The 23,141-nt window shown below is 33.9% G+C and carries 23 protein-coding genes and 1 other RNA gene; 17 read left to right on the top strand and 7 right to left on the bottom strand.

Annotated features, from left to right (window positions below):
• The first annotated feature begins 3 nt into the window (after positions 1-3).
• The 6 genes from BIW12_RS15070 (at position 4) to BIW12_RS15045 (ending at position 5,299) form a co-directional block, all read left to right on the top strand.
• Positions 4-1,341, top strand: a complete 1,338-nt coding sequence (locus BIW12_RS15070) for a 4Fe-4S dicluster domain-containing protein (RefSeq protein WP_071185871.1) — start codon at positions 4-6, stop codon at positions 1,339-1,341.
• A 102-nt stretch (positions 1,342-1,443) separates the two neighbouring features.
• Entirely contained in the window at positions 1,444-2,235 is a 792-nt protein-coding gene (locus BIW12_RS15065; RefSeq protein WP_071185870.1) for a (Fe-S)-binding protein, read from the top strand.
• A 62-nt stretch (positions 2,236-2,297) separates the two neighbouring features.
• Positions 2,298-3,032 carry a phosphatase PAP2 family protein gene (locus tag BIW12_RS15060; protein WP_198033427.1) on the top strand — a complete coding sequence of 245 codons (735 nt, stop codon included), beginning with the start codon at positions 2,298-2,300 and terminating at the stop codon, positions 3,030-3,032.
• A gap of 31 nt (positions 3,033-3,063) precedes the next feature.
• Positions 3,064-3,546, top strand: coding sequence for an ABC transporter ATPase (locus BIW12_RS15055; protein WP_071185868.1), 483 nt, complete (start codon positions 3,064-3,066; stop codon positions 3,544-3,546).
• A gap of 129 nt (positions 3,547-3,675) precedes the next feature.
• On the top strand, positions 3,676-4,845 hold the full coding sequence (gene bshA, locus BIW12_RS15050; RefSeq protein WP_071185867.1) for an N-acetyl-alpha-D-glucosaminyl L-malate synthase BshA: 1,170 nt from the start codon (positions 3,676-3,678) through the stop codon (positions 4,843-4,845).
• A gap of 25 nt (positions 4,846-4,870) precedes the next feature.
• Positions 4,871-5,299, top strand: coding sequence for a protease complex subunit PrcB family protein (locus tag BIW12_RS15045; RefSeq protein WP_071186479.1), 429 nt, complete (start codon positions 4,871-4,873; stop codon positions 5,297-5,299).
• 48 nt (positions 5,300-5,347) lie between these two features.
• Here the strand turns inward: BIW12_RS15045 and BIW12_RS15040 are convergent, their stop codons facing one another.
• Together BIW12_RS15040 and BIW12_RS15035 are read right to left on the bottom strand one after the other, a co-directional pair.
• Positions 5,348-5,839: a porin family protein gene (locus tag BIW12_RS15040; protein ID WP_071185866.1), complete on the bottom strand. Its 492-nt coding sequence runs from the start codon at positions 5,837-5,839 to the stop codon at positions 5,348-5,350.
• A gap of 123 nt (positions 5,840-5,962) precedes the next feature.
• Positions 5,963-6,787: a UDP-2,3-diacylglucosamine diphosphatase gene (locus tag BIW12_RS15035; RefSeq protein WP_071185865.1), complete on the bottom strand. Its 825-nt coding sequence runs from the start codon at positions 6,785-6,787 to the stop codon at positions 5,963-5,965.
• Positions 6,788-6,972: 185 nt separating this feature from the next.
• Here BIW12_RS15035 and aroC point away from each other — a divergent pair, with 185 nt between their 5' ends.
• The 3 genes from aroC (at position 6,973) to BIW12_RS15020 (ending at position 11,121) form a co-directional block, all read left to right on the top strand.
• Entirely contained in the window at positions 6,973-8,031 is a 1,059-nt protein-coding gene (gene aroC, locus BIW12_RS15030) for a chorismate synthase (RefSeq protein ID WP_071185864.1), read from the top strand.
• A gap of 134 nt (positions 8,032-8,165) precedes the next feature.
• Positions 8,166-9,446 carry a dicarboxylate/amino acid:cation symporter gene (locus tag BIW12_RS15025; protein WP_071185863.1) on the top strand — a complete coding sequence of 427 codons (1,281 nt, stop codon included), beginning with the start codon at positions 8,166-8,168 and terminating at the stop codon, positions 9,444-9,446.
• Positions 9,447-9,558: 112 nt separating this feature from the next.
• Positions 9,559-11,121, top strand: coding sequence for a response regulator (locus BIW12_RS15020; protein ID WP_071185862.1), 1,563 nt, complete (start codon positions 9,559-9,561; stop codon positions 11,119-11,121).
• 51 nt (positions 11,122-11,172) lie between these two features.
• On the opposite strand, the gene BIW12_RS15015 is transcribed toward BIW12_RS15020, so the two are convergent.
• Complete coding sequence (locus tag BIW12_RS15015) at positions 11,173-12,423, bottom strand: DEAD/DEAH box helicase (RefSeq protein ID WP_071185861.1); 1,251 nt, start codon at positions 12,421-12,423, stop codon at positions 11,173-11,175.
• A gap of 119 nt (positions 12,424-12,542) precedes the next feature.
• The gene (locus BIW12_RS15010) at positions 12,543-13,583 is read right to left on the bottom strand and encodes a formimidoylglutamase (protein ID WP_071185860.1); all 1,041 of its coding nucleotides are present in this window, start codon (positions 13,581-13,583) and stop codon (positions 12,543-12,545) included.
• 108 nt (positions 13,584-13,691) lie between these two features.
• On the opposite strand from BIW12_RS15010, the gene BIW12_RS15005 reads away from it, so the two are divergent.
• A complete protein-coding gene (locus BIW12_RS15005; RefSeq protein ID WP_071185859.1) occupies positions 13,692-14,567 on the top strand; it encodes a hypothetical protein in 876 nt (291 codons plus the stop codon).
• 70 nt (positions 14,568-14,637) lie between these two features.
• Here BIW12_RS15005 and BIW12_RS15000 read toward each other — a convergent pair whose 3' ends face one another.
• Positions 14,638-15,687 carry a glutaminyl-peptide cyclotransferase gene (locus tag BIW12_RS15000; protein WP_071185858.1) on the bottom strand — a complete coding sequence of 350 codons (1,050 nt, stop codon included), beginning with the start codon at positions 15,685-15,687 and terminating at the stop codon, positions 14,638-14,640.
• Between the two features lie 88 nt (positions 15,688-15,775).
• Between BIW12_RS15000 and ffs the strand changes: the two genes are divergently transcribed.
• From ffs to fsa, 3 genes are all read left to right on the top strand, one after another.
• Positions 15,776-15,873, top strand: an RNA gene (gene ffs, locus BIW12_RS14995) — signal recognition particle sRNA small type.
• Between the two features lie 118 nt (positions 15,874-15,991).
• Complete coding sequence (locus tag BIW12_RS14990; protein WP_071185857.1) at positions 15,992-16,795, top strand: SDR family oxidoreductase; 804 nt, start codon at positions 15,992-15,994, stop codon at positions 16,793-16,795.
• 79 nt (positions 16,796-16,874) lie between these two features.
• Positions 16,875-17,531 (top strand): fructose-6-phosphate aldolase, encoded by a 657-nt coding sequence (gene fsa / locus BIW12_RS14985; RefSeq protein WP_071185856.1) that lies wholly within the window; start codon positions 16,875-16,877, stop codon positions 17,529-17,531.
• A 74-nt stretch (positions 17,532-17,605) separates the two neighbouring features.
• On the opposite strand, the gene fahA is transcribed toward fsa, so the two are convergent.
• Complete coding sequence (gene fahA, locus BIW12_RS14980) at positions 17,606-18,889, bottom strand: fumarylacetoacetase (RefSeq protein ID WP_071185855.1); 1,284 nt, start codon at positions 18,887-18,889, stop codon at positions 17,606-17,608.
• A 106-nt stretch (positions 18,890-18,995) separates the two neighbouring features.
• Between fahA and glyA the strand changes: the two genes are divergently transcribed.
• The 4 genes from glyA to BIW12_RS14960 all read left to right on the top strand — a co-directional run bounded on the left by glyA (position 18,996) and on the right by BIW12_RS14960 (position 22,608).
• Positions 18,996-20,270, top strand: a complete 1,275-nt coding sequence (gene glyA / locus BIW12_RS14975) for a serine hydroxymethyltransferase (RefSeq protein ID WP_071185854.1) — start codon at positions 18,996-18,998, stop codon at positions 20,268-20,270.
• Between the two features lie 94 nt (positions 20,271-20,364).
• Positions 20,365-20,958 carry a tRNA-(ms[2]io[6]A)-hydroxylase gene (gene miaE, locus BIW12_RS14970; RefSeq protein ID WP_071185853.1) on the top strand — a complete coding sequence of 198 codons (594 nt, stop codon included), beginning with the start codon at positions 20,365-20,367 and terminating at the stop codon, positions 20,956-20,958.
• 108 nt (positions 20,959-21,066) lie between these two features.
• Positions 21,067-22,110, top strand: coding sequence for a GMP reductase (guaC, locus tag BIW12_RS14965; RefSeq protein WP_071185852.1), 1,044 nt, complete (start codon positions 21,067-21,069; stop codon positions 22,108-22,110).
• A gap of 3 nt (positions 22,111-22,113) precedes the next feature.
• Positions 22,114-22,608: a GNAT family N-acetyltransferase gene (locus tag BIW12_RS14960; RefSeq protein ID WP_071185851.1), complete on the top strand. Its 495-nt coding sequence runs from the start codon at positions 22,114-22,116 to the stop codon at positions 22,606-22,608.
• Between the two features lie 194 nt (positions 22,609-22,802).
• Here the strand turns inward: BIW12_RS14960 and BIW12_RS14955 are convergent, their stop codons facing one another.
• Entirely contained in the window at positions 22,803-23,123 is a 321-nt protein-coding gene (locus BIW12_RS14955) for a hypothetical protein (RefSeq protein ID WP_071185850.1), read from the bottom strand.
• Positions 23,124-23,141: the final 18 nt, after the last annotated feature.

Below are 23,141 nucleotides of genomic sequence, written 5' to 3'. Positions count from 1 at the left end.
GACATGAGTTATTTAGATAATATATTATTTGCTATCGTTTTAATTGTTGGTTTTGGATATTTCATTTCTAATATAAAAAAAATCTACCGCAACATTAATCTGGGTATTGATGTGAATAGAAAAGACAATTCAAAACAACGATGGAAAAACATGGCGTTAATTGCCTTGGGGCAGAAAAAAATGTTTACCAGACCTATTCCGGCACTGTTGCATTTTATGTTATATGCTGCTTTTGTAATTACTCAAATTGAGTTGTTAGAAATATTTATAGATGGTTTATCGGGTTCACATCGTTTCTTTAAGACCGGTTTAGGAGGTTTTTATACTTTTTTAATAAGTTTTATAGAAATACTTTCTTTATTAGCATTAATTGCGACGGTGGCGTTTTTATCGAGAAGAAATCTTTTAAAATTACCACGATTAAATAAAGCGGAATTATTGGGGTGGCCTAAAAAGGATGCCAATTTGATTCTTATCATGGAATTAATTCTGGTGATTTGTATTTTTACGATGAATGGAACCGATGAAGTTTTATACTTATTAGGGAAATCTCATTTTGAAGGAACTGGTTCATTTAATTTTGCAGTTTCACAGCATTTAGGACCTGCCATGTTTGGCGGAATGAATGAAAGTACGTTACATATTTTAGAACGAGTAGGATGGTGGGGACATCTATTAATGGTGATGGCATTTTTAAACTATTTATACTATTCTAAACATTTGCACATCGTTTTAGCTTTCCCAAATACTTATTTTGCCAATTTAAATCCGTTAGGAGAGTTTGATAATTTGGCTTCGGTTACTAAAGAAGTTAAAATGATGATGTATCCTAATGCTGATCCATTTGCGGCACCGGCAGCTCAAGAAGGCGAAGTTCCTGCTAAATTTGGAGCCAGCGATGTTCAGGATTTAAATTGGGTACAATTGCTTAATGCTTATACTTGTACCGAATGTGGAAGATGTTCATCGGTTTGTCCGGCTAATATAACGGGTAAGAAATTATCTCCTCGTAAAATTATGATGGATACCCGTGATAGAATGGAGGAAGTAGGTAAAAATATCGATGCCAATAAAGGTGTTTTTGTACCGGATAATAAGTCATTGTTGAATGATTATATCACTCCCGAAGAATTGTGGGCTTGTACTTCTTGTAATGCTTGTGTGGAGGAATGTCCTGTAAGCATAAGTCCGTTGTCAATTATTATGGATATGCGTCGCTATCTGGTAATGGAGCAAAGTGCTGCACCAGCAACATTAAACGCCATGATGACTAATGTGGAAAACAATGGTGCGCCTTGGCCATACAATCAGCAAGACCGATTGAATTGGAAAAATGACTAAAATAGTTAATAGTTTTTGGTATGATTAAAAACAAATATTTATAAAATTATAAAACAGTAACAAACCATAAACCCTAAACAATAAACAAAATAACTTAGTGTTATGTCAGAAAATTTGATAGTACCTACAATGGCAGAAATGCTGGCCCAAGGAAAGCAACCGGAAGTGTTATTTTGGGTAGGTTGTGCAGGGAGTTTTGACGATAGAGCCAAAAAAATAACAAAAGCATTTGTGCGTATTTTAAATCGTGCCAATGTTCCATTTGCAGTGCTGGGTACTGAAGAAAGTTGTACTGGAGATCCTGCAAAAAGAGCCGGAAATGAATTTTTGTTTCAGATGCAGGCCATGATGAACATCGAAGTGCTGAATGCTTATGAAGCGAAGAAAATTGTTACTGCTTGTCCGCATTGTTTCAATACATTAAAAAATGAATATCCTGAATTAGGAGGTCATTATGAAGTGATTCATCATACTGAATTTTTAAAATCCTTGTTAAATGACGGTAGATTGACTATTGAAGGAGGTCAGTTTAAAGGCAAAAAAATCACTTTTCATGATCCTTGTTATTTGGGAAGAGCTAATAAAGTTTACGAAGCACCTCGTGATCTAATTGAAAAATTAGACGTAGAGTTGGTCGAAATGAAGCGTTCTAAAGCTAATGGATTGTGTTGTGGAGCCGGTGGAGCGCAGATGTTTAAAGATGCCGAAAAAGGAAATAAAGAAATCAATGTCGAAAGAACCGAAGATGCTTTAGAGACTCAATCGGAAATAATTGCTACCGGATGCCCGTTTTGCAATACCATGATGACTGATGGTATCAAACACAAAGAGAAAGAAGCAGATGTGAAAGTAATGGATATTGCTGAGCTAATTGCTAATGCACAGGATTTGTAGTTACTTTTTAACTATCTAAAAATATGATTTTAAAAAAATCTGTTTTTTTTATAATGCTATGTATGAGTTTTGTTTTGCAAGCTCAGACTAATTATGATGAAAAGAAAACAGATACTTTAGAGATAAAAACCAAAGAGCAATTGCATTTTAATAAAAAGCAATTAATTATTCCCACTGTTTTAATTGGTTATGGAGTAGTTGGGCTTGGAAGTGATTTTTTAAAATCGGTTAATTCTGAAATTAAGGAAGAGGTTAATGAAAATTTCGACAAAAAGTTTACTATAGATGATTTTACTCTTTATGCACCCGCAGCTTCATTATATGCTTTAGAAGCTTTTGGTGTAAAAGGGAAGAATAATCTTAGAGATAAAACGATTATTCTTGCAACTGCTACTTTAATTATGGGAATAACTGTAGGAACGCTTAAAACGACAACTAATGTTGAAAGACCGGATGGTTCCAGTTTCGATTCGTTTCCTTCAGGGCATACTGCAATAGCCTTTATGGGGGCTGAATTAATGTATCAGGAATACAAAGAGGTTTCGCCTTGGTATGGTGTGGCAGGATATGCTGTTGCGGCAGGAACAGGAGCTTTTAGAATGTATAATGACAGGCATTGGCTTACTGATGTTATTGCAGGAGCAGGTATAGGAATTTTGAGTGCAAAAGCAGCTTACTGGTTGCATCCAGCAGTAAATAAACTGCTGTCGTCAAAAAAGCATAAAAATAGAAAATCAGTATTTGTTCCCTATTATGATGGAAAACAACTTGGATTTGGTATGGTTTCCTCATTTTGAATTTAATAAAAATAAAATAACTTAATATATCATGTACGTACCATTTGAAAATTTACCGGAAGAATCCAGAATTTGGATTTATCAATCAAATAGAAAATTTTCGGATGCCGAATTTTCTGAAATTGAAAAAGATTTAGAATTGTTTCTTAACGGTTGGGCTGCACACGGAACTAGTTTAGAAGCTTCTTATCAATTAAAATACAATCGATTTATTATTATTGCTGTTAATCAGGAGGTGCAAGCTGCTACAGGTTGTTCTATTGATGCTTCGGTGGTTTTTATTCAAAGTTTGGAACAAAAATATGGAGTTGATTTGTTGGATAAAATGAATGTAACTTTTAAATTAGGAGAACATATTGCTCATAAGCCATTGATTGATTTCAAAAAAATGGTAAAGGATAAAGCGGTTACCGAAAACACAATTGTTTTTAATAATCTGATTAACAATATTCAGGAATACAATGAATCCTGGGAAGTTCCCGCAGCCGATAGCTGGCACAGTAGATTTTTTTAATAAAATAGAAAAGGAGAATTTTGTTCTCCTTTTTTTATGCTGATGATTTTGTTTCAAACACTTAGTTTTAACTTAATTTAACTCTTTTTTATTGCTTTTTCAGTACATTCGTAGTACTAAAATTTATACATGAAAATAGCAATAGTTTGTTATCCAACCTTTGGAGGAAGTGGTGTTGTAGCTACCGAATTAGGTTTAGAATTAGCTCGTTTAGGACATGAAGTTCATTTTATAACCTACAGTCAGCCAGTACGTCTGGCTTTGTTGAATCCTAATGTGCATTATCACGAAGTAAACGTTCCCGAGTATCCTTTATTTCATTATCAACCTTATGAATTAGCCTTATCGAGTAAACTGGTCGATATGGTCAAACTTTATAAAATAGAGTTGTTGCATGTACACTATGCTATTCCTCACGCTTATGCAGGTTATATGGCTAAGCAAATGCTTAAAAATGAAGGAATTGAAATCCCAATGATTACAACACTTCATGGAACAGATATTACTTTGGTGGGGAATCATCCGCATTATAAACCTGCGGTGAGTTTTAGCATCAATAAATCAGATGTGGTAACTTCTGTTTCTCAAAGTTTAAAAGAAGATACCTATAAATTGTTTAATATCAAGAGAGATATTCATGTTATACCTAACTTTATTGAGTTAGACAAAAACGTAAAAGATTATAATATTCCTTGCCAGCGAACGCTTATTGCTAAACCCGAAGAGCGTATTATTACACATATTTCTAATTTTAGAAAAGTAAAACGCATTCCGGATATTATTCGAATTTTTTACAAAATACAAAAAGAAATTCCAGCCAAATTATTGATGGTAGGTGATGGACCGGAAAAAGAAAAGGCGGAATTATTGTGTCAGGAATTAGGGATATTAGAGAAGGTAATCTTTTTTGGTAACAGTAACGAAATTGATAAAATTTTAAGCAATTCGGATTTGTTTTTATTACCGTCAGAAACAGAGAGTTTTGGATTAGCAGCTCTGGAAGCAATGGCTTGGGGAGTTCCAGTTATTTCAAGTAATTCAGGAGGTTTGCCTGAGGTGAATTTTGAGGGAGTTTCCGGTTATTTAAGTACTGTAGGTAATATTGACGAAATGGCCGAAAATGCCTTGAAAATATTAAAAGACGATACCGTTTTAGCCCAATTCAAAGAGAATGCCTTAACGGTAGCTAAGAAGTTTGACATCAAACATATTTTGCCTATTTATATTGATATTTATGAAAAAGCAATTAAAAAATACACTAAAAAAGCCAAACATTCGACGAAACCCCATGATGATTAAATCGCTAATTGATATTTCTATAAAAATGAAAAAAACGTTAGTTTCGGTAGCAATGCTTTTAGTGATGTTTTCCTGTAGTACCACACAAAAAACTAATGTGAATAAACCTTTGTACGAAGTTTTATTACAGCAAAACGACGGAGGAGCAAATATTAATTTTTATGAAATTCTATCAGAATCCAATGAAATTAAAATGTTGTTAAACGACGAAAAACTGAAAGGAAAAATTAATACTGATGATGTTCAGCAATCTAATTTTGTTGTATTGAATATGGGCGAAAAAAATACTGGCGGCTATTCGATAACAGTTGATAATGTTACTGAAACTGAAACCGAAATTGTTATCACTCTAAAAGAAACAAAGCCTGAACCGGGAGCAATGTTGATTCAACAAATTACTTATCCTTATACTGTAGTGAAAATCAATTCGAAAAAGCAAATTGTTATAAAATAGAAAATGCCACTAGCAAGTGGCATTTTTAATATGTAATTCTTTTTTAGATTAGAATTGATATCTGATACCTAAAGCGATGTCCGGACCAAAGTTATCATTTCTAAAATCATCAGAATTGAAATACAACTCAGGTCTGATGTCTAAAGAAAGTTGAATTGGCACTTCGTCAAAACCATATTCAATACCAAGGTTACCAGCTACAAAAGCAAAAGTTCCGCTATCGTCAATAGCATTATTGTCTATGCTCCAGCTACCTAAACCTCCACCAACACCAGCGTACCAGTTGAAACCTCCGTCAATGTTCCAAACCCATTGGTAGATACCAGTTAATTTGAAAGCATCAACATTGTTGCTGTTTCTCCATCCCAAATCTAATTCTAAACGGTTGTTGTCAGACAATCCTCTTTGGTATGAAATCTCACCACCAAAACCATCATTGTCACCCAAACGCAAACCTAAAGCATTTTTTGAAATTTCCTGTGCTTGTGTGCTAAATGCTAATCCCATTAGCATAAAAGCTGATAAAATAATTTTTTTCATAAATAAAGTTTTGTTTTATTTTATTACAAATTTACAATTATTATCAAACGCTAAGTTTATTATATAATTATAAAATTTTATAGAATTCCCATCTTTTTTTAGCAAAAAAAGGATTATGAAGTTTTATTTTGAAAGGATTATTGATGCAATTAGTTGTTCTCCAGTAAGTTCTTCTTTCTCGGCAAGATTTATAGTTTCATTATATTTTGACTCCTGGTATCGATATAATTTCCACTTTTTTCTGTTGTATTCTAAAGATGTAAGATTTTCTACCCAATCTCCCGAGTTCAAGTACATAGTTGAACCGTTTTTGTTCTCTTTTTTGAGAATTTTTGGTTCGTGAATATGACCACATATAACATAATCGTATTTATTTTCGATTGCTAATTCAGTTGCAGTTTCTTCAAAATCCGAAATGTGTTTGACTGCTTTTTTTACACTCGCCTTTATTTTTTTAGAAAAAGAATAAGGTTCTTTCCCCATTTTGTTTAAACACCAATTAAAAAAGCGGTTAATTAGAATTAAATAATCATAACCCAAACCGCCAAGTTTGGCAATCCATTTGGCATGATTCACCGAAGCATCAAAAACATCACCGTGGAAAATCCAGGCTTTCTTATCGTTCATTTCTAAAACCACTTTATCGGCTAAGATAAAATTCCCCATATTCATTTCGGTAAATTTTCGGAGCATTTCGTCATGATTTCCGGTAATGTAATAGACTTTAGTTCCTTTAGAAGCAAAGCTGATGATTTTTTGGATTACTTTTAAATGTGATTTAGGGAAATAGGATTTTCTAAATTGCCAAATGTCAATAATATCGCCATTGAGTACTAAAATTTCAGGCTTTATAGACGACAGATAATTGTATAATTCTTTGGCATGACTTCCGTAAGTTCCCAGATGAACATCGGAAATTACAACTACTTCAACTTTTCTTTTTTTCAATTGATTTATTCATTTGTTGTTATGCAAATTAACGCTCTAAACGTGAATTTATCTTAAAGTTAAGGTTAACAAATAGGTTGTTGTTTGTAAATAAAGAAGCAATTTTATGACTAAGATTGAAATCTTTAAATCATTAATTTTTAAAGCTAAAACTAAAATAGTATTTTTGTTCAAAATTAATTATAATGGCAGGAAATAGCTACGGAACACTATTTAGAATAACAACTTTTGGAGAATCACACGGAGAAGCTTTAGGAGGAATCATTGATGGTTGCCCATCAGGAATTGCATTAGATTTTGATGCTATTCAACTGGAAATGTCAAGAAGAAAACCAGGACAATCAGCTATTGTTACACAAAGAAAAGAACCGGATGATGTTCAGTTTTTATCCGGAATTTTTGAAGGTAAAACAACTGGTACGCCTATTGGTTTTATTATTCCAAATACCAATCAAAAATCAGACGATTATTCTCATATAAAAGACAATTACCGACCTAGTCATGCCGATTATGTGTATGATCAAAAATACGGTTTTAGAGATTATCGTGGAGGAGGAAGAAGTTCGGCTCGTGAAACAGCTAGTAGAGTAGTAGCGGGAGCTATAGCAAAACAAATGTTGTCTGAAATCAAGATAAATGCTTATGTTTCGGCTGTAGGACCTCTTTCTTTGGATAAATCCTATGAGGAATTGGATTTTTCTAAAATAGAAAGCAATCCGGTACGTTGTCCTGACGAAGCCATGGCTGCAACAATGGAAGATTACATCAAGCAAATTCGTAAAGAAGGAGATACTGTAGGTGGTGTGGTTACTTGTGTGATTCAAAATGTGCCTATTGGACTTGGGGAGCCTGTTTTTGATAAATTGCATGCCGAATTAGGAAAAGCCATGCTTTCTATTAATGCGGTAAAAGGATTTGAATTTGGAAGCGGTTTTGAAGGTTCGAAAATGAAAGGTAGCCAGCATAATGATTTATACAATGCTGATGGAACTACCAAAACCAATCTTTCAGGAGGAATTCAGGGAGGAATAAGCAACGGAATGGATATTTATTTCCGTGTAGCTTTCAAGCCGGTGGCTACTATTATGCAAAAACAAGATTCATTAGACAATAAAGGGAATATCACCGAGATGACAGGTAAAGGTCGTCATGATCCTTGTGTAGTTCCTCGTGCTGTGCCTATTGTTGAAGCTATGGCAGCAATTGTATTGGCAGATTTTTATTTGATAAATAAAACCTATTAATAAACGATATTTTTGAAATAATCATATTGTTTTTTAGTAATATAATAAATATAAAAAGGTGAGGTATTAATTTTTATTATACTCACCTTTTTTTTGTACATTTTGTCCGGATTTTAACTTTAAAGCTAGATAAAATGACGCAAAAGAATACCTCAAAACCATCACTTTTAGGAAATCTTACTTTCCAGATTTTAATTGCAATGTTTCTTGGTGCCGTTTTAGGTGTTATTATTCATAATTCACTTGCGGTAGAAGCAGCTCAATCGTTTAGTAGTAAAATAAAAATGTTGGCTACCGTTTTTATTCGGTTAGTCCAAATGATTATCTCTCCTTTAGTGTTTACCACTTTGGTTGTTGGAATTGCTAAATTAGGAGATATTAAAACGGTAGGGAGAATTGGAGGAAAATCATTAGCATGGTTTTTTACGGCCTCATTCCTGTCATTGTTATTAGGGATGTTTTTTGTAAACTTGCTTCAACCCGGAGTAGGACTTAATTTGTCAAACGTTGATTTGGCTTCTGTTTCAGAGGTAACGGCCAAAACACAAAATATATCTTTCGAAAATTTTATAGAACATATTGTCCCTAAAAGTATTTTTGAAGCAATGGCTACTAATGAAATTTTGCAAATTGTTATTTTCTCTATTTTCTTTGGTTTAGCCGCTGCATCTTTGGGAGATTACGTAAAACCTGTCGTTAGTGCTTTAGATAAAACTTCTCATATTGTATTAAAAATGGTTAATTACGTCATGAAATTTGCTCCTATAGGTGTTTTTGGCGCTATTGCTGCTGTATTTGCTGTGAGGGATTTTCAGGAATTGGCGATAACCTATTTTAAATTTTTCGGTTCTTTTTTAATTGGAATTTCTTCAATTTGGATTGTATTGATATTAGTAGGTTATATTTTTCTTAAAGGTCGAATGACCATTTTGCTTAAAAGAATTATTGGCCCTTTAATTATTGCTTTTGGAACCACAAGTAGTGAAGCTGTTTTTCCTAAGCTTACAGAAGAACTGGAACGTTTTGGGGTTAAAGACAGGATTGTTTCGTTTATGTTGCCTTTAGGTTATTCTTTTAATTTGGATGGCAGTATGATGTATATGACTTTTGCTAGTATTTTTATAGCTCAGGCTTATGGAATTCATTTAGATTTGGGTGTTCAAATGACTATGCTTTTAGTTTTGATGCTTACCAGTAAAGGTATTGCAGGTGTGCCAAGAGCAAGTTTAGTAGTTGTGGCTGCCACTTGCGGAATGTTTGACATTCCGGTTGAGGGAATTGCACTAATTTTACCAATTGATCATTTTTGCGATATGTTTCGTAGTGCTACTAATGTTTTAGGGAATGCTTTGGCTACATCAGTAGTTGGAAAATGGGAACAACAAAATGAAGAAATTATTGTGTTAGCCGAATAAAAAAAGCGATTGATAGTTTTATTAAAATCTATTTTTTTTTTTGTTAAAATATAACTTACAATTGAATACATAATCAATTGATTGTTTTATATTTGAAGCTAATATAATAACCATGTATTTGATACGGATTGTTTTTTTATTATTATCCTTATCGCTTTTTAGTCAAAATACTGTTGGAAACGGTAACGGAGCTAAAAACGAAAATTTGTTATTGCCAAAAACGACAGCTGAGAATTTAATTTCGAATCAAAAAGGTAATGGCGAAAAACAAAATACAGTTCCATTATTAACAGCTGATATTGCTATCGTTAATTCTGAAATCGATGCTTATAAAAGAAAAATAAGCGAAATTGAATTTGAAAATAATCTTCAGGCTCAGGTTTTAGAAAAAACAAAAATGATTTCTATTTTGTTGATTATTAGTTTGGTAATCTTATTACTTTTGATTTATTCTTTGTATCGAAATTATAATCTTAAGAAAGAAAAGAATATCGAATTAATTAATAAAAATAAAGAATTACAACTTGCCAAAGAAAAAGCTGAAGAAGGTTCTAAGTTAAAATCTCAGTTTGTATCTACTATTACGCACGAATTACGTACTCCGCTGTATGGTGTAATCGGAATTACTAATATGTTGGAAGATGAACATCGGGAATTATCTGAAAGTCCCCATTTAAAATCGCTGAAGTTTTCGGCAAAATATTTATTAGCTTTAGTAAATGATGTTTTGCAAATAAATAAAATTGAAGAAAACAGAATTGTGCTTGAAAAAAGGACGTTTAATATCAGTGATGAAATTGAATTCATCAAAAACTCATTATCATTTTTAGCTAAAAAACACAATAATTCTATTGACGTTGTAATAGATAATAAAATACCGGAATACTTAATAGGAGATAAATTACGATTTTCTCAAATTATTATTAATTTGATGAGTAATGCTTTGAAATTTACTCAGGACGGAGTGGTTACAATCTCAGCACATTTAGTCGATGTTAAAGATCAAATTCATTTTATAGAATTCAAAATTGAAGATAATGGAGTAGGGATTGCTCCGGAAAATCAGGATAAAATATTTGATAAATTTGTACAAGTTGGCAGAAAAGAGATTGATTATCAGGGTACAGGTTTGGGTTTGTCTATAGTAAAGCAGCTTTTGCAATTATTTGACAGTACCATTTATTTAAAAAGTGAATTAGGTATAGGAACTACTTTTAATTTTACAATAGGTTTTGAAAGCGATATGGCTAAAACGAATGCCATAATCAATAATATTAATGTTGATTTATCGTCGAGTCCTATTTTCAAAATTTTAATTGTCGATGATAATGTAATTAATCTTATTGTTACCAGAAAAACAATTGAAAAATTCAATTACAAATGTACAACTACCGCTTCCGGAAAAGAAGCTTTAGAATTGATTGACAAGGAATATTTTGACGCGGTCCTGATGGATATTAATATGCCGGAAATGAATGGTTTTGAAACTACTAAGCTAATTCGTGAAAAAGGAATAACAACACCTATTATTGCTTTAACTGCCTTTGATAAGGAAGAAGTAACGGAAGAAGCTATTTCGGCGGGATTTGATGATATTATCAGTAAACCTTTTGATTCTAAACAGCTGTACAAAATTATCAATGCTGTGGTTTTAAAAGAAACATCAGAAATATAAAAAAAACCGTAAAATAGTTTTACTAATTTACGGTTGTGAAAGTTACTGAAATTAATACCAGCGTTTTTTATTTTGTTTAGAAGCACTAGACTTTCTCGATTTGTGAGCAGCGCCACTTCTGTTTGAATTTTTGGGTTTTTCTTCTTTTGCGTCCGAGCTTCCAGCATGCCAGGGATAAGGATGATCACTAATAGTTTTTACATCTACCTTGATTAATTTTTGAATGTCTTTCCAGTAGCCGTGTTCGTCTTTGCTGCAAAAAGAGATTGCAATTCCACCATTTCCGGCACGTCCTGTTCTTCCTATACGGTGTACATAAGTTTCAGGGATATTAGGTAAATCAAAATTGATAACATAAGGCAATTGGTCAATATCAATTCCGCGGGCAGCAATATCGGTAGCAACCAGTACGCCAACTTCTTTATTTTTAAAAGCATCCAGAACGCGTTGTCTGGCATTTTGTGATTTGTCTCCGTGAATGGCTTCGGCAGCAATATTTTTTTTGCGCAAAGCTTTCACCACGTTATCGGCTCCGTGCTTTGTTCTTGAAAAAACCAATACATCGCTAAGATTTTCGTTTTGGAGCAAACTGTATAAAAGATTTCTTTTTTCGCCTTTTTCTACAAAATAAATGCGTTGTTCTACATTTTCAGCAGTAGAAGAAACAGGAGAAACAGTTACGGTTTCAGGATCGGTCAAAAACATTTCGGCTAATTCTCTGATGGCGATTGGCATAGTAGCCGAGAAGAATAAAGTTTGTCTGTTTTTAGGAGTCAGTTTTACAATTTTCTTGACATCGTTCACAAATCCCATATCGAGCATTTGATCGGCTTCGTCTAAAACTAACGTATGTAAGTGGTCTAAGTTAACGAATCCCTGTTTGTGCAAATCCAATAATCTTCCCGGAGTAGCGATCAAAATATCGACACCTTGTTTCAGTGTATCTACTTGTGGATTTTGTGAAACACCACCAAAAATGGTCAATTGGGTAAGGTTGGTATATTTAGCATAAGTGTCAAAACTTTGACCTATTTGTACTGCCAATTCTCTTGTAGGTGTAACTACTAAGGCACGAATTTGTTTTGGTTTTTTTGAAGAACCCACAATTCGGTGTAATTGATGGATGATTGGAATGGCAAAAGCCGCCGTTTTTCCTGTTCCGGTTTGTGCACAACCTATTAAATCATTTCCTGCTAATACTAGCGGAATGGCTTGTTCCTGAATAGGAGTGGGATTAGTATAGCCTTGTTCAAATACGGCTTTTTGGATACTTTTTGAAAGTGATAAATCTTCGAATAACATAAGTTTGGTATTAATTATCCTGTAACAGTTACAGCGATAAGCGGTGCAAAGATAGTATTATTATTCTTGATGCTGATTTATTGCTTGTATTCAGTAAATATAAATAAGGAACTTAGTTCTTAAATATTTTTATTTGAGTTTGATTTTATAAAATCGGTAACGAGGTAACCAATGAGTTTTCCTATCAGATGATTGTTTTTATCAACGTCCAAATCGGGTGCGCCTTCGCAAATGTGTAAATAGCCGGCATTTTTGTTTTTTGCAAAAAAGGAAACAAACTGGCGTAATTCTTCTACCGAAAAACCGCTTAAAGTCATGGCACTGCTGGCAATATTAGGAATAGCGTCTAAATCTACTTCAATCCCAAATGTTTCTGATTTAATAAACTCCAGAGCATAAATCATTTCCTGACCGAAATTCTTTTCTTTTCGAATATTGATGCTGTCGTAGGTGTTAAAACGAACCCGGTCTTCAGTTTTTTTTATAATATCTAAAACACTTTTTGAGGTGTAGTTTTCGTGTAGTCCAAAGACGAAATATTTTTTTAAAAAGCCTTCTTCGTAAGCATACGAAAAACCATTGCCACTATGGCGTCCTTCTAGAATTCTAAAATCAGAATGAGCATCAAAGTTAATGGCATTGATGGGTTTTCCTTTGGCAAGAGCTGTACCTTTGATATTTCCGTAGGCATTGTTGTGTCCGCCGCCAATGATAATTGGAATTTTCCCTAATTTAACAATGCTGAAAATAATATGCGAAACATCTTTATCAATTTTTTGGACTAATTGACTCAGTTTAACGCGGTCGTCAATATTGTTGAAATCTAAGTTTTCGACTTCTTTCATTTCTTCCAAAACATTGATTTGTCCTAAAACAATGATTTGGTTTCCTTTGCAAAAACGATTATGCTGAATATTAGCAATGCTTTTAATGGCTTCATTCCAGGCCGAAGCCGCTCCGGGTCTTCCAAAATTAGCTCTGATTCCAATGTCTTCAGGAATTCCTAATAGTACATATTTGGCATCCGTATTTTTAATATAGGAAATGGGGTTGGCTCCATGAGGAACCGTAAGCATCTTTTCTCCAAATTTTATTTCTCCACTTCTATGGTTAGTTACCTTAGCTAGATCATTTATTGTAAATGGTAGAAATTTATCCATACAAAAGAAAATTTTTCCTCAAAAATAATATAATTTCCTTAGCAACGTTATATGTTAAATATATATTGTTAAATTTGATATTATAAAAATCGAAAAAACGTTAAAAAAATGGAAAACAAACAAAGTAGCTCAAGTCTAAAAGCAGTAATTGCTGTATTGGCAGTTTTATTAGTGGGAAGTTTAGTTTATATTTTCAAATTATCTTCGGATACAGATAAAGTTCAAACTGTTTTAAAAACAACTGAAACTGAAAAAGAATCTGTATTAAAAGACTTGGAACAATTAAAAACTACTTATGACGCAGCCATTGCCGAAAATACTTCTATGTCTGACGAGTTGATTCAGGAGAGAGATAAGGTAGTAAGCTTAATGGCTGAAGTAAAAAAATCAAAAGGTGATGTTTCGGCTTTTAAAACACAGCTTAATTTTTTACAAAACAAAATGAAAGCCATGATGGCTGAAAATGAAGGTTTGAAAAAACAAAATACGGTACTAACTTCGCAGCGCGATAGTACTGCAGTAGTTTTGACAGAATCTAAAAAATTCAATGAAGCATTAGTAGGACAAAACAGTGAATTAGCTAAGGTTGTTGAAAAAGGATCTAAATTAACGGTTTTGAACATTCAAAGTTCAGCTTATAAAGTGAGAAGTTCCGGTAAAGAAATCGAAACTGAAAAAGCCAGAAGAACTAATATGCTGAAAATTAGTTTTACTATTGCTGGTAACGAAATTGCACAATCAGGAGATAAAACCTATTATGTACAGGTAATCGATAGTAAAAACAATGTTTTAGGTGAGAAGAAAAACATCAGTTTTGATGGTAAAGATTTAACTTATAGCTTTACAAGTACTGTAAAATATGAAAATAAAACGGTTCAGGTTTCAGAAAACTTACCAGGGAAAGATTTTGTAGCAGGAACTTATTTTATAAATGTTTTTGATAAAGGAGAATTGGTTTCTAAATCAAGTTTTAATTTGAAATAATTACTTTAATTTTTAGATAAAAAAAACGAGGACAATGTTCCTCGTTTTTTTTATCTATTATAGTGGGAGCTTATTCAGAAATGGTTATTTCAAACATTTTATCCCAGTTTTTACCGGTAACAAAAATGGTTTTAGTTTTTGGGTTGTAGGCAATTCCGTTTAAAACTTCAGCAGTTGCGCTTTTAAGTTGTTTGCGTAATTTAGATAAATCCAAAATTGCTTCGACTGCGCCGTTTGCTGGATTTATAATAGCTATTGCATCTTTTTGCCAAATATTAGCATAGAATTTCCCATCAATAAGTTCTAATTCGTTTACCGCCTTAATTTTAGAACTTCCTGAGTAAACATTGATGTAATCAATCATTTTTTGAGTTTCAGGATCCATTTTCCAGATTTTCTCTGTCCCGTCCGATTGGTAGATGTATTTCCCGTCATTGGTCATTCCCCAGCCTTCGATGTCTTTAGTGTAGGCAAAAGTTTTTTCCAGTTTTAAGGTATTGGCATTGTAGATAAAACCTGTTTTTTCCTGCCAGCTCAATTGAAATAATTTTCCGTTGATAAAAGTGATTCCTTCACCAAAGTATTTTTCGTCAAGAGTTATTTGTTTGTAGACCTTTCCTGTTTTGTAATCGTATTTTCTGAAATACGAATTGCCTTTTTGTCCTGTACTTTCATACAAAGTGTCTTTGTAAAATTCTAATCCTTCGGTAAAAGAGGCTACATCGTGGGGGTAGGTATTTACAATTTTGTATTTTAATAATTTAGGAGTTACATTTGAAACCACTTCAATTCTAGCAGTAGTTTCGGCATTTTCACCTTCAAAATAAACTAAGGCTTTAATGTTTTGATAGCCTAATTTTTGATCTTTTAATTCAAAAGCGAGTTTTTCAAGACCTTTTACTGTTTTAATTTTAACATCGTTAACATAGTACACAATACTGTCAACTGCTTTTGATTTTGGATTCAAAATGTTTAAATCAACAGTCTCCTGAGGATGATATTGTGCCGAAATTTTGGAAGAATCAAAATTAAATATACTATTTTCTCTATTTTTTGTATCTCCACAATTAGAAAGCAGTGTTCCTAATAAAATGAAAGATAGTAAGTTATGTTTTTTCATGTTCTGATTTTTAAAAGCCCTAATATACAATGTTATTTTAAGCACACAAAAGGGCTTGCAAAAATATAAAAAGATTGTATATTTGCACCGGCAAGTCCTACACGACCAGCTCCTGCAGACTCCCCCAGGATGGGAACATAGCAAGGGTACGCGGTTGAGCGGTGCGATGTAGGTCGCTTGCCTTTTTTTATTTAATCTGTTTGCTGAGGCATACCAGATTCTTTTCTAAAATTTACCAAAAGTAGTCTTCCTTCGGGAGGATTTTTTTATTTTTGGCCCAGTCTAACAAAAAAACAATTAAACAATGAGCAAAGTAGTATTGATTACTGGAGGTTCTTCAGGAATAGGAAAATCTATTGGGGAATTTTTACATCATAAAGGCTTTATTGTTTATGGAACCAGCAGAAATCCGGAAAAGGTTTTGAATTCTGTTTTTCCTTTAGTGGCTTTAGATGTTAGAAATGTGGAAAGCATTCAGGCTACTGTTGCTAAAATAATTGCTACAACTGGAAGATTAGATGTGGTGATTAACAATGCAGGAGTAGGGATTACTGGACCTTTGGAAGAAATTCCAACTTCTGAAATCAAAAATAATTTCGAAACCAATTTTTTTGGTCCTATCGAAGTGATGAAGGCAGTATTGCCACAAATGCGTCAACAAAAATCAGGGTTGATTATTAATGTTACTTCAATTGCCGGCTATATGGGTTTACCTTACAGAAGTGTTTATTCGGCATCCAAAGGCGCTTTAGAGTTGATAACGGAAGCTTTGAATATGGAAGTAAAATCTTTTGGAATCAATATTACTAATGTGGCTCCTGGTGATTTTGCTACTAATATTGCTTCGGGGCGTTTTCATGCACCTTTAGTAAAAGGTTCAGCTTATGAAGTTCCTTATGGGAATACTTTGAAAATGATAGACGAACATGTGGATAGTGGAAGCAATCCAAATGATATGGCAGTAGCGGTTTTTAGTATTATACAAACAGAGAATCCTAAAATCCATTATAAGGTAGGTGCGTTCATGCAAAAGTTCTCAATTGTGTTAAAACGCATATTACCAGATAAAATTTATGAAAAAATGCTGATGAATCATTATAAGTTGTAAATTTGCAAACGTTGAAGAAAAAACAAGTGTTAAAAAAACACTTTTAAGAATAATCTAAAAACAATTAAATATATAAATTATGAAATTTTTTATTGACACGGCTAATTTGGCTCAAATTAAAGAAGCACAATCTTTAGGTGTTTTGGATGGTGTAACTACAAACCCATCTTTGATGGCTAAAGAAGGAATCACCGGAAAAGACAATATCTTGAAACACTACGTTGACATCTGCAACTTAGTTGACGGAGATGTAAGTGCTGAAGTAAATGCTTTGGATTTTGAAGGAATGGTAAGAGAAGGTGAGGAATTAGCTGAATTACACGAACAAATCGTTGTAAAATTGCCTATGACTAAAGAAGGTGTTCAGGCAGCTAAATATTTTTCTGACAAAGGAATTAAAACAAACGTAACTTTAGTATTCTCTGCTGGTCAGGCTTTATTGGCTGCTAAAGCTGGAGCTACTTATGTTTCTCCATTCTTAGGAAGATTAGATGATGTTTCAACTGACGGATTAAACTTGATTCAGGAAATTAGAGATATCTATGATAACTATGGTTATGAGACTCAAATTTTAGCAGCTTCTGTACGTCACACAATGCACGTTGTTAACTGTGCTAAAATTGGTGCTGATGTTATGACTGGACCACTTTCTTCAATCTACGGTTTATTGAAACACCCATTAACAGATATCGGATTAGCTCAGTTTGTTGCTGATTTCGAAAAAGGAAACAAGTAATCTTTTTACTTTGTCCCAATAAAAAAGTCCCGTCTGAATTAACAAACGGGACTTTTTGTTTTATATATTTAAAATTATTTTCTAACGAATGGAGGAAGTAATTTACTGGAAACTTCTCCAAAACCAATTCGGACCTGACTGTTTTCGCAAAAACCTTTGATGATAACAGTGTCGTTGTCATTAATAAATTTTCGTTCGCTGCCATCATTTAATTTAAGCGGCTTTTCTCCTCCCCAGGTTAGTTCCAGCATAGATCCATAACTGTCTTCACTTGGGCCTGAAATAGCTCCTGATCCCATCATATCACCTGAATTTATTCGGCAACCATTAGAGGTGTGGTGTGTTAATTGTTGGTTCATCGTCCAGTACATGTATTTAAAATTAGATTTAGATACAATGGTTGGTTCAGTGTTTTCAGGCTGTATGGCAACTTCAAGATTGATGTCAAAAGAATGTTTCCCTTTTTGTTGTAAATAAGGAAGCGGACTCGGATTTTGCTTAGGGCTGGAAACTCTAAAAGGTTCTAAAGCATCCATAGTTACAATCCATGGGGAAATTGAACTGGCAAAACTTTTGGATAAAAAAGGGCCTAAAGGCATGTATTCCCATTTTTGAATATCACGTGCTGTCCAGTCGTTTAATAAAACCATTCCAAAGATATAATCTTCGGCTTCGCTAATAGGAATCATTTCACCCATGATATTAGCATCGGTAGTGATGAAAGCAGTTTCTAATTCGAAATCAATAGAGCGGGAAGAACCAAAAACCGGAGTAGATTCACCTTGTGGCAGTTTTTGTCCAAAAGGGCGGTGTACCGGAATTCCCGATGGCACAATGGTAGAACTTCTTCCGTGATAACCAATAGGCATTTGAGGCCAGTTAGGTAATAAGGCGTTTTCTTCGTTGCGAATCATTTTTCCAACATTCGAAGCATGAATTTTACTCGAATAAAAATCAGTGTAATCACCTATTAATACAGGTAATTGCATTTCGATTTCATCCATTTTAAATATAATGATGCTTTTGTGTTCCGGATTGTCCCGCAAAGTGGAATTATTTTCGTCAAAAATATCTGCGATACGATTGCGGACTAATCGCCAGGTTTTTTTTCCGTCTGAAATAAAATCATTCAAAGTGTCCTGAATGAACATATCGTCAGTCAATTCGATACCTGAAAAATAGCCCAATTGTTGTAATGCGCCTAAATCTATAGCCGAATCTCCAATACGGGTTCCTACCGTTACGACATTTTCTTTAGTTAGGAAAACACCAAAAGGAATGTTCTGGATAGGAAAGTCACTGTTTTTAGGAACTTCTATCCAGGATTTTCTTTTGGTATCGTTGGCTGATATTGGCATATTTTGTTAATTTTTTGTTGAAAATTATATATCAAATATATCATAATCTAACTGTTTAACAAACGTTTTTTTGTATTTTTGCGCTAAATTATTTAAAATCTAAAAAATGCAACGCGACAAACAAATTTTTGAACTTATTCTTGAAGAACAAGACAGACAAATACACGGATTAGAACTTATTGCTTCTGAGAACTTTGTAAGTGATGAGGTGATCGAAGCTGCTGGTTCAGTTTTGACAAATAAATATGCAGAAGGATACCCAGGTAAAAGATATTACGGAGGTTGTGAAGTAGTAGATATTGTTGAGCAAATTGCAATTGATAGAGCTAAAGAATTGTTTGGAGCGGAGTATGCTAATGTTCAACCTCACTCAGGTTCTCAGGCTAATGCGTCTGTGTTTCACGCTTGTTTGAAACCAGGTGACAAAATTTTAGGTTTTGATTTATCTCACGGTGGTCACTTGACTCACGGTTCTCCTGTAAACTTCTCAGGACGTGTTTACAACCCTGTTTTTTACGGAGTTGACAAAGAAACAGGTCGTTTAGACTATGATAAAATTCAGGAAATTGCTACTAAAGAGCAGCCAAAATTAATCATCGCTGGAGCTTCGGCTTATTCTCGTGATATGGATTTTGCTCGTTTTAGAGAAATCGCTGATAGTGTTGGTGCTATTTTAATGGCTGATATTTCGCATCCAGCCGGATTAATTGCTAAAGGATTATTGAATGACCCAATTCCTCACTGTCATATTGTAACTACTACAACTCACAAAACTTTACGTGGACCTCGTGGTGGTTTGATTTTGATGGGGAAAGATTTCCCAAATCCATGGGGATTAACTACTCCAAAAGGTGAAATCAGAATGATGTCTGCTTTATTAGACTTAGCTGTTTTCCCTGGGAATCAAGGAGGGCCTTTAATGCATATTATCGCTGCTAAAGCGGTTGCTTTTGGTGAGGCTTTACAAGATGAGTTCTTTACTTACGCTCGTCAATTGCAAAAGAATGCTAATGCAATGGCTGATGCTTTTGTAAAAAGAGGATACAACATCATCTCTGGAGGTACTGATAACCACATGATGTTAATTGACTTAAGAAACAAAGGGATTTCTGGAAAAGATGCTGAAAATGCTTTGGTAAAAGCCGAAATCACTGTAAATAAAAACATGGTTCCTTTTGATGACAAATCTCCATTTGTTACTTCTGGTATCCGTGTGGGAACTGCTGCAATCACAACTCGTGGTTTAGTAGAAGAAGATATGGAAACTATTGTTGCTATGATTGATAAAGTATTGACAAATCATACTAACGAAGATGTTATTGAAGAAGTAGCTGAAGAAGTAAACGAAATGATGAGCGAAAGAGCTATTTTCGTTTTCTAAAAATAACACATTCAAATTTTTTAAAGTCGAAAGTCGAAAGTATAATTTTGACTTTCGACTTTTGCTTTTCTATTTAACTTTTAAGACTAAAAACATGGGCGTATTACGATTACAATTACCAACCGACCCAAGATGGGTGAATATTGTAGAGAAAAACATAGAAGAAATCTTGACCGATCATGCCTGGTGCGAGCAAAAAGCAGCTACCAACGCCATTACGATTATCACCAATAATTCAGAACACCAGGATTTGGTTAAAGATTTATTGGCTTTGGCCAAAGAAGAAATCGATCATTTCGAACAGGTACATAATCTAATCATCAAACGCGGATTAAAGTTAGGTCGCGAGCGTAAAGACGATTATGTAAACGAATTGTACCAATACATGAAAAGAAGCGGAAACGGAAGCCGAGTTTCAGGTTTGGTTGAAAGATTGCTTTTTTCGGCAATGATTGAAGCCAGAAGTTGCGAACGTTTCAAAGTACTTTCAGAAAACATTCAGGACGAAGAATTGGCTGTTTTTTACAGAGAATTGATGGAAAGTGAAGCGGGACATTACACTACTTTTATTACCTATGCCCGAAAATATGGCGAAGGAATTGATGTCGAAAAACGTTGGAGAGAATGGTTGGAATTTGAAGAATCCATTATTTCTAATTACGGAAAAAACGAAACCATTCACGGTTAATATATAGTTGATAAGTCTCTTTTTTAATTGCATAATTCTCGCGTAAAATTCATTACTTTTAAGAATAATAAAAGTTATTTTCCAATAACCGATTAAAAAGTGATAATTATGCGAATAGAAACCGATCTTAAATTAGGCTTTAAAGATGTTATGATCAGACCCAAACGGTCTACGTTAAAAAGTAGAGCTGAGGTTTCTTTAGATAGGGAATTTAAGTTTTTGCACAGCACGACCAAATGGAGTGGAATTCCTATTATGGCTGCTAATATGGATACTGTGGGGACTTTTGAAATGGCTAAGGAATTAGCCAAGCATAAATTATTCACTGCCATTCATAAGCATTATTCGGTTTCAGAATGGAACGTGTTTCTTGAAGATGCGACTCCTGATTTTTATGATTATATCGCCGTTAGTACAGGAACTGGAAAAAATGATTTCAAAAAGGTAATCGAAATTATTACCGCTAATCCATTATTGAAATTTATCTGTATTGATGTTGCCAATGGGTATTCGGAGCATTTTGTGAACTTCTTGAAACAAACCCGAAAACAATTTCCCGACAAAGTAATTATTGCCGGGAATGTGGTTACTGGCGAAATGGTAGAAGAATTGCTCTTGGCTGGTGCTGATATTATAAAAGTAGGCATTGGTCCCGGTTCGGTTTGTACTACCCGAATAAAAACGGGTGTGGGTTATCCGCAGCTTTCGGCAATTATAGAATGTGCCGATGCAGCTCATGGATTGGGAGGTCATATTATCAGTGATGGTGGTTGTACGACTCCGGGCGATATAGCAAAAGCCTTTGGTGCCGGTTCTGATTTTGTTATGCTTGGCGGAATGCTTGCCGGACATACCGAAAGTGGGGGAGAACTATTGGAAATTAATGGTAAAAAGTACAAACAATTTTATGGCATGAGTTCTGCCACGGCCATGAAAAAACATGTAGGTGGCGTTGCCGAATATAGAGCGAGTGAAGGAAAGGTAGTGAAAATTCCTTTTAAAGGAGATGTGGTGGATACCGTTTTAGATATTTTGGGAGGTTTACGAAGCAGCTGTACTTATGTGGGTGCCTCTCGACTAAAAGAGTTGACTAAAAGAACTACTTTTATACGTGTAAGCGAACAGGAAAACAGAGTTTTTACGAATGAATAACCAATGATACATATTGTTAAAGCTACTGTAGCCGACTTAAAAACTATTACCGAAATAGCGCATAAAACCTGGCCGCTTACCTATGGCGAAATTTTATCTTCAGCACAATTAGAATACATGCTCGATGCGTTCTATTCAGAAAGTGCTTTGCTGGCTAATATAGAAAATGGACATGAATTTATTCTTGCAAAAGAAAATGATATTTGTTTGGGTTTTGCTTCTTTCGAACATAATCATAAAAATGAAAATACTACAAAAATCCATAAAATTTATATTCTTCCTGAAACTCAAGGAAAAGGAATCGGTAAATTATTAATTGATTCGATAGCTCAATTTGCTAAAGAAAACAAATCAAATTCTCTTTTGTTAAATGTTAATCGTTTTAATAAAGCATTAACTTTTTATCAAAAATTAGGCTTCGAAATTGTTGAAGAAATAGATATTGAATTAGAGTACGGTTATTTAATGGAGGATTATGTTATGGAGAAGGAGATGTAGTTTAGAATAGTATTAAATGAGTCATTCAGGCTGGAAGATCAATAGAATTGTGTTTGCAAGACTAGTAGGGGAACAAAAATAAAGGCTGCCCGAAAATTACTTTTCAGACAGCCTCTTTAGTTTTGTAATCGTCAATTGAATCAGATTTTAGATAGAGATAAATCTCTAAACGATCTCATTCAGTTAGTCAGATGTTAACCTTTTTTACTCCATGGACCATGGTTTTTGTATGCAGGTCCAGTCAACTTTTGTCTTTCAGAATCACCTATTTTCACTTCAACCAAGTCTTGGCTAGAAGTATTTCTCCCCGGTTGTTGGTTTTTGTATGCAGGTCCTTGAAGTGATGTTTTGTTGTTTTCTGAATATATTTTGGTAGGCACTGTTTTGTGCATCCAATGTTTGTAATTCTTATAAGCTGGACCTTTTAAATCACTTTGTTTTACATTACTTTCCTCTTGTGCAAATGCACTAAATGAAATTAATAAAACTCCTAATATTAATGCTATATTTTTCATAACTATTACTGTTTATTG

It is taken from the genome of Flavobacterium commune, from assembly GCF_001857965.1.
GTDB lineage: Bacteria > Bacteroidota > Bacteroidia > Flavobacteriales > Flavobacteriaceae > Flavobacterium > Flavobacterium commune.
This window is presented reverse-complemented; position numbering and strand designations above follow the sequence as displayed.

What these genes read in the sequence shown, in the direction of transcription:
- BIW12_RS15025 (WP_071185863.1), top strand. Translation starts at nt 8,166, where the DNA reads ATGACGCAAAAGAATACCTCAAAACCATCACTTTTAGGAAATCTTACT.
- bshA (WP_071185867.1), top strand. Translation starts at nt 3,676, where the DNA reads ATGAAAATAGCAATAGTTTGTTATCCAACCTTTGGAGGAAGTGGTGTT.
- BIW12_RS15020 (WP_071185862.1), top strand. Translation starts at nt 9,559, where the DNA reads ATGTATTTGATACGGATTGTTTTTTTATTATTATCCTTATCGCTTTTT.
- BIW12_RS15015 (WP_071185861.1), bottom strand. Translation starts at nt 12,423, where the DNA reads ATGTTATTCGAAGATTTATCACTTTCAAAAAGTATCCAAAAAGCCGTA.
- BIW12_RS15040 (WP_071185866.1), bottom strand. Translation starts at nt 5,839, where the DNA reads ATGAAAAAAATTATTTTATCAGCTTTTATGCTAATGGGATTAGCATTT.
- BIW12_RS15000 (WP_071185858.1), bottom strand. Translation starts at nt 15,687, where the DNA reads ATGAAAAAACATAACTTACTATCTTTCATTTTATTAGGAACACTGCTT.
- BIW12_RS15010 (WP_071185860.1), bottom strand. Translation starts at nt 13,583, where the DNA reads ATGGATAAATTTCTACCATTTACAATAAATGATCTAGCTAAGGTAACT.
- BIW12_RS15060 (WP_198033427.1), top strand. Translation starts at nt 2,298, where the DNA reads ATGAGTTTTGTTTTGCAAGCTCAGACTAATTATGATGAAAAGAAAACA.
- BIW12_RS14955 (WP_071185850.1), bottom strand. Translation starts at nt 23,123, where the DNA reads ATGAAAAATATAGCATTAATATTAGGAGTTTTATTAATTTCATTTAGT.
- glyA (WP_071185854.1), top strand. Translation starts at nt 18,996, where the DNA reads ATGCAACGCGACAAACAAATTTTTGAACTTATTCTTGAAGAACAAGAC.
- fsa (WP_071185856.1), top strand. Translation starts at nt 16,875, where the DNA reads ATGAAATTTTTTATTGACACGGCTAATTTGGCTCAAATTAAAGAAGCA.
- BIW12_RS15045 (WP_071186479.1), top strand. Translation starts at nt 4,871, where the DNA reads ATGAAAAAAACGTTAGTTTCGGTAGCAATGCTTTTAGTGATGTTTTCC.
- BIW12_RS14990 (WP_071185857.1), top strand. Translation starts at nt 15,992, where the DNA reads ATGAGCAAAGTAGTATTGATTACTGGAGGTTCTTCAGGAATAGGAAAA.
- BIW12_RS15065 (WP_071185870.1), top strand. Translation starts at nt 1,444, where the DNA reads ATGTCAGAAAATTTGATAGTACCTACAATGGCAGAAATGCTGGCCCAA.
- miaE (WP_071185853.1), top strand. Translation starts at nt 20,365, where the DNA reads ATGGGCGTATTACGATTACAATTACCAACCGACCCAAGATGGGTGAAT.
- aroC (WP_071185864.1), top strand. Translation starts at nt 6,973, where the DNA reads ATGGCAGGAAATAGCTACGGAACACTATTTAGAATAACAACTTTTGGA.
- BIW12_RS15055 (WP_071185868.1), top strand. Translation starts at nt 3,064, where the DNA reads ATGTACGTACCATTTGAAAATTTACCGGAAGAATCCAGAATTTGGATT.
- fahA (WP_071185855.1), bottom strand. Translation starts at nt 18,889, where the DNA reads ATGCCAATATCAGCCAACGATACCAAAAGAAAATCCTGGATAGAAGTT.
- guaC (WP_071185852.1), top strand. Translation starts at nt 21,067, where the DNA reads ATGCGAATAGAAACCGATCTTAAATTAGGCTTTAAAGATGTTATGATC.
- BIW12_RS15070 (WP_071185871.1), top strand. Translation starts at nt 4, where the DNA reads ATGAGTTATTTAGATAATATATTATTTGCTATCGTTTTAATTGTTGGT.
- BIW12_RS15005 (WP_071185859.1), top strand. Translation starts at nt 13,692, where the DNA reads ATGGAAAACAAACAAAGTAGCTCAAGTCTAAAAGCAGTAATTGCTGTA.
- BIW12_RS14960 (WP_071185851.1), top strand. Translation starts at nt 22,114, where the DNA reads ATGATACATATTGTTAAAGCTACTGTAGCCGACTTAAAAACTATTACC.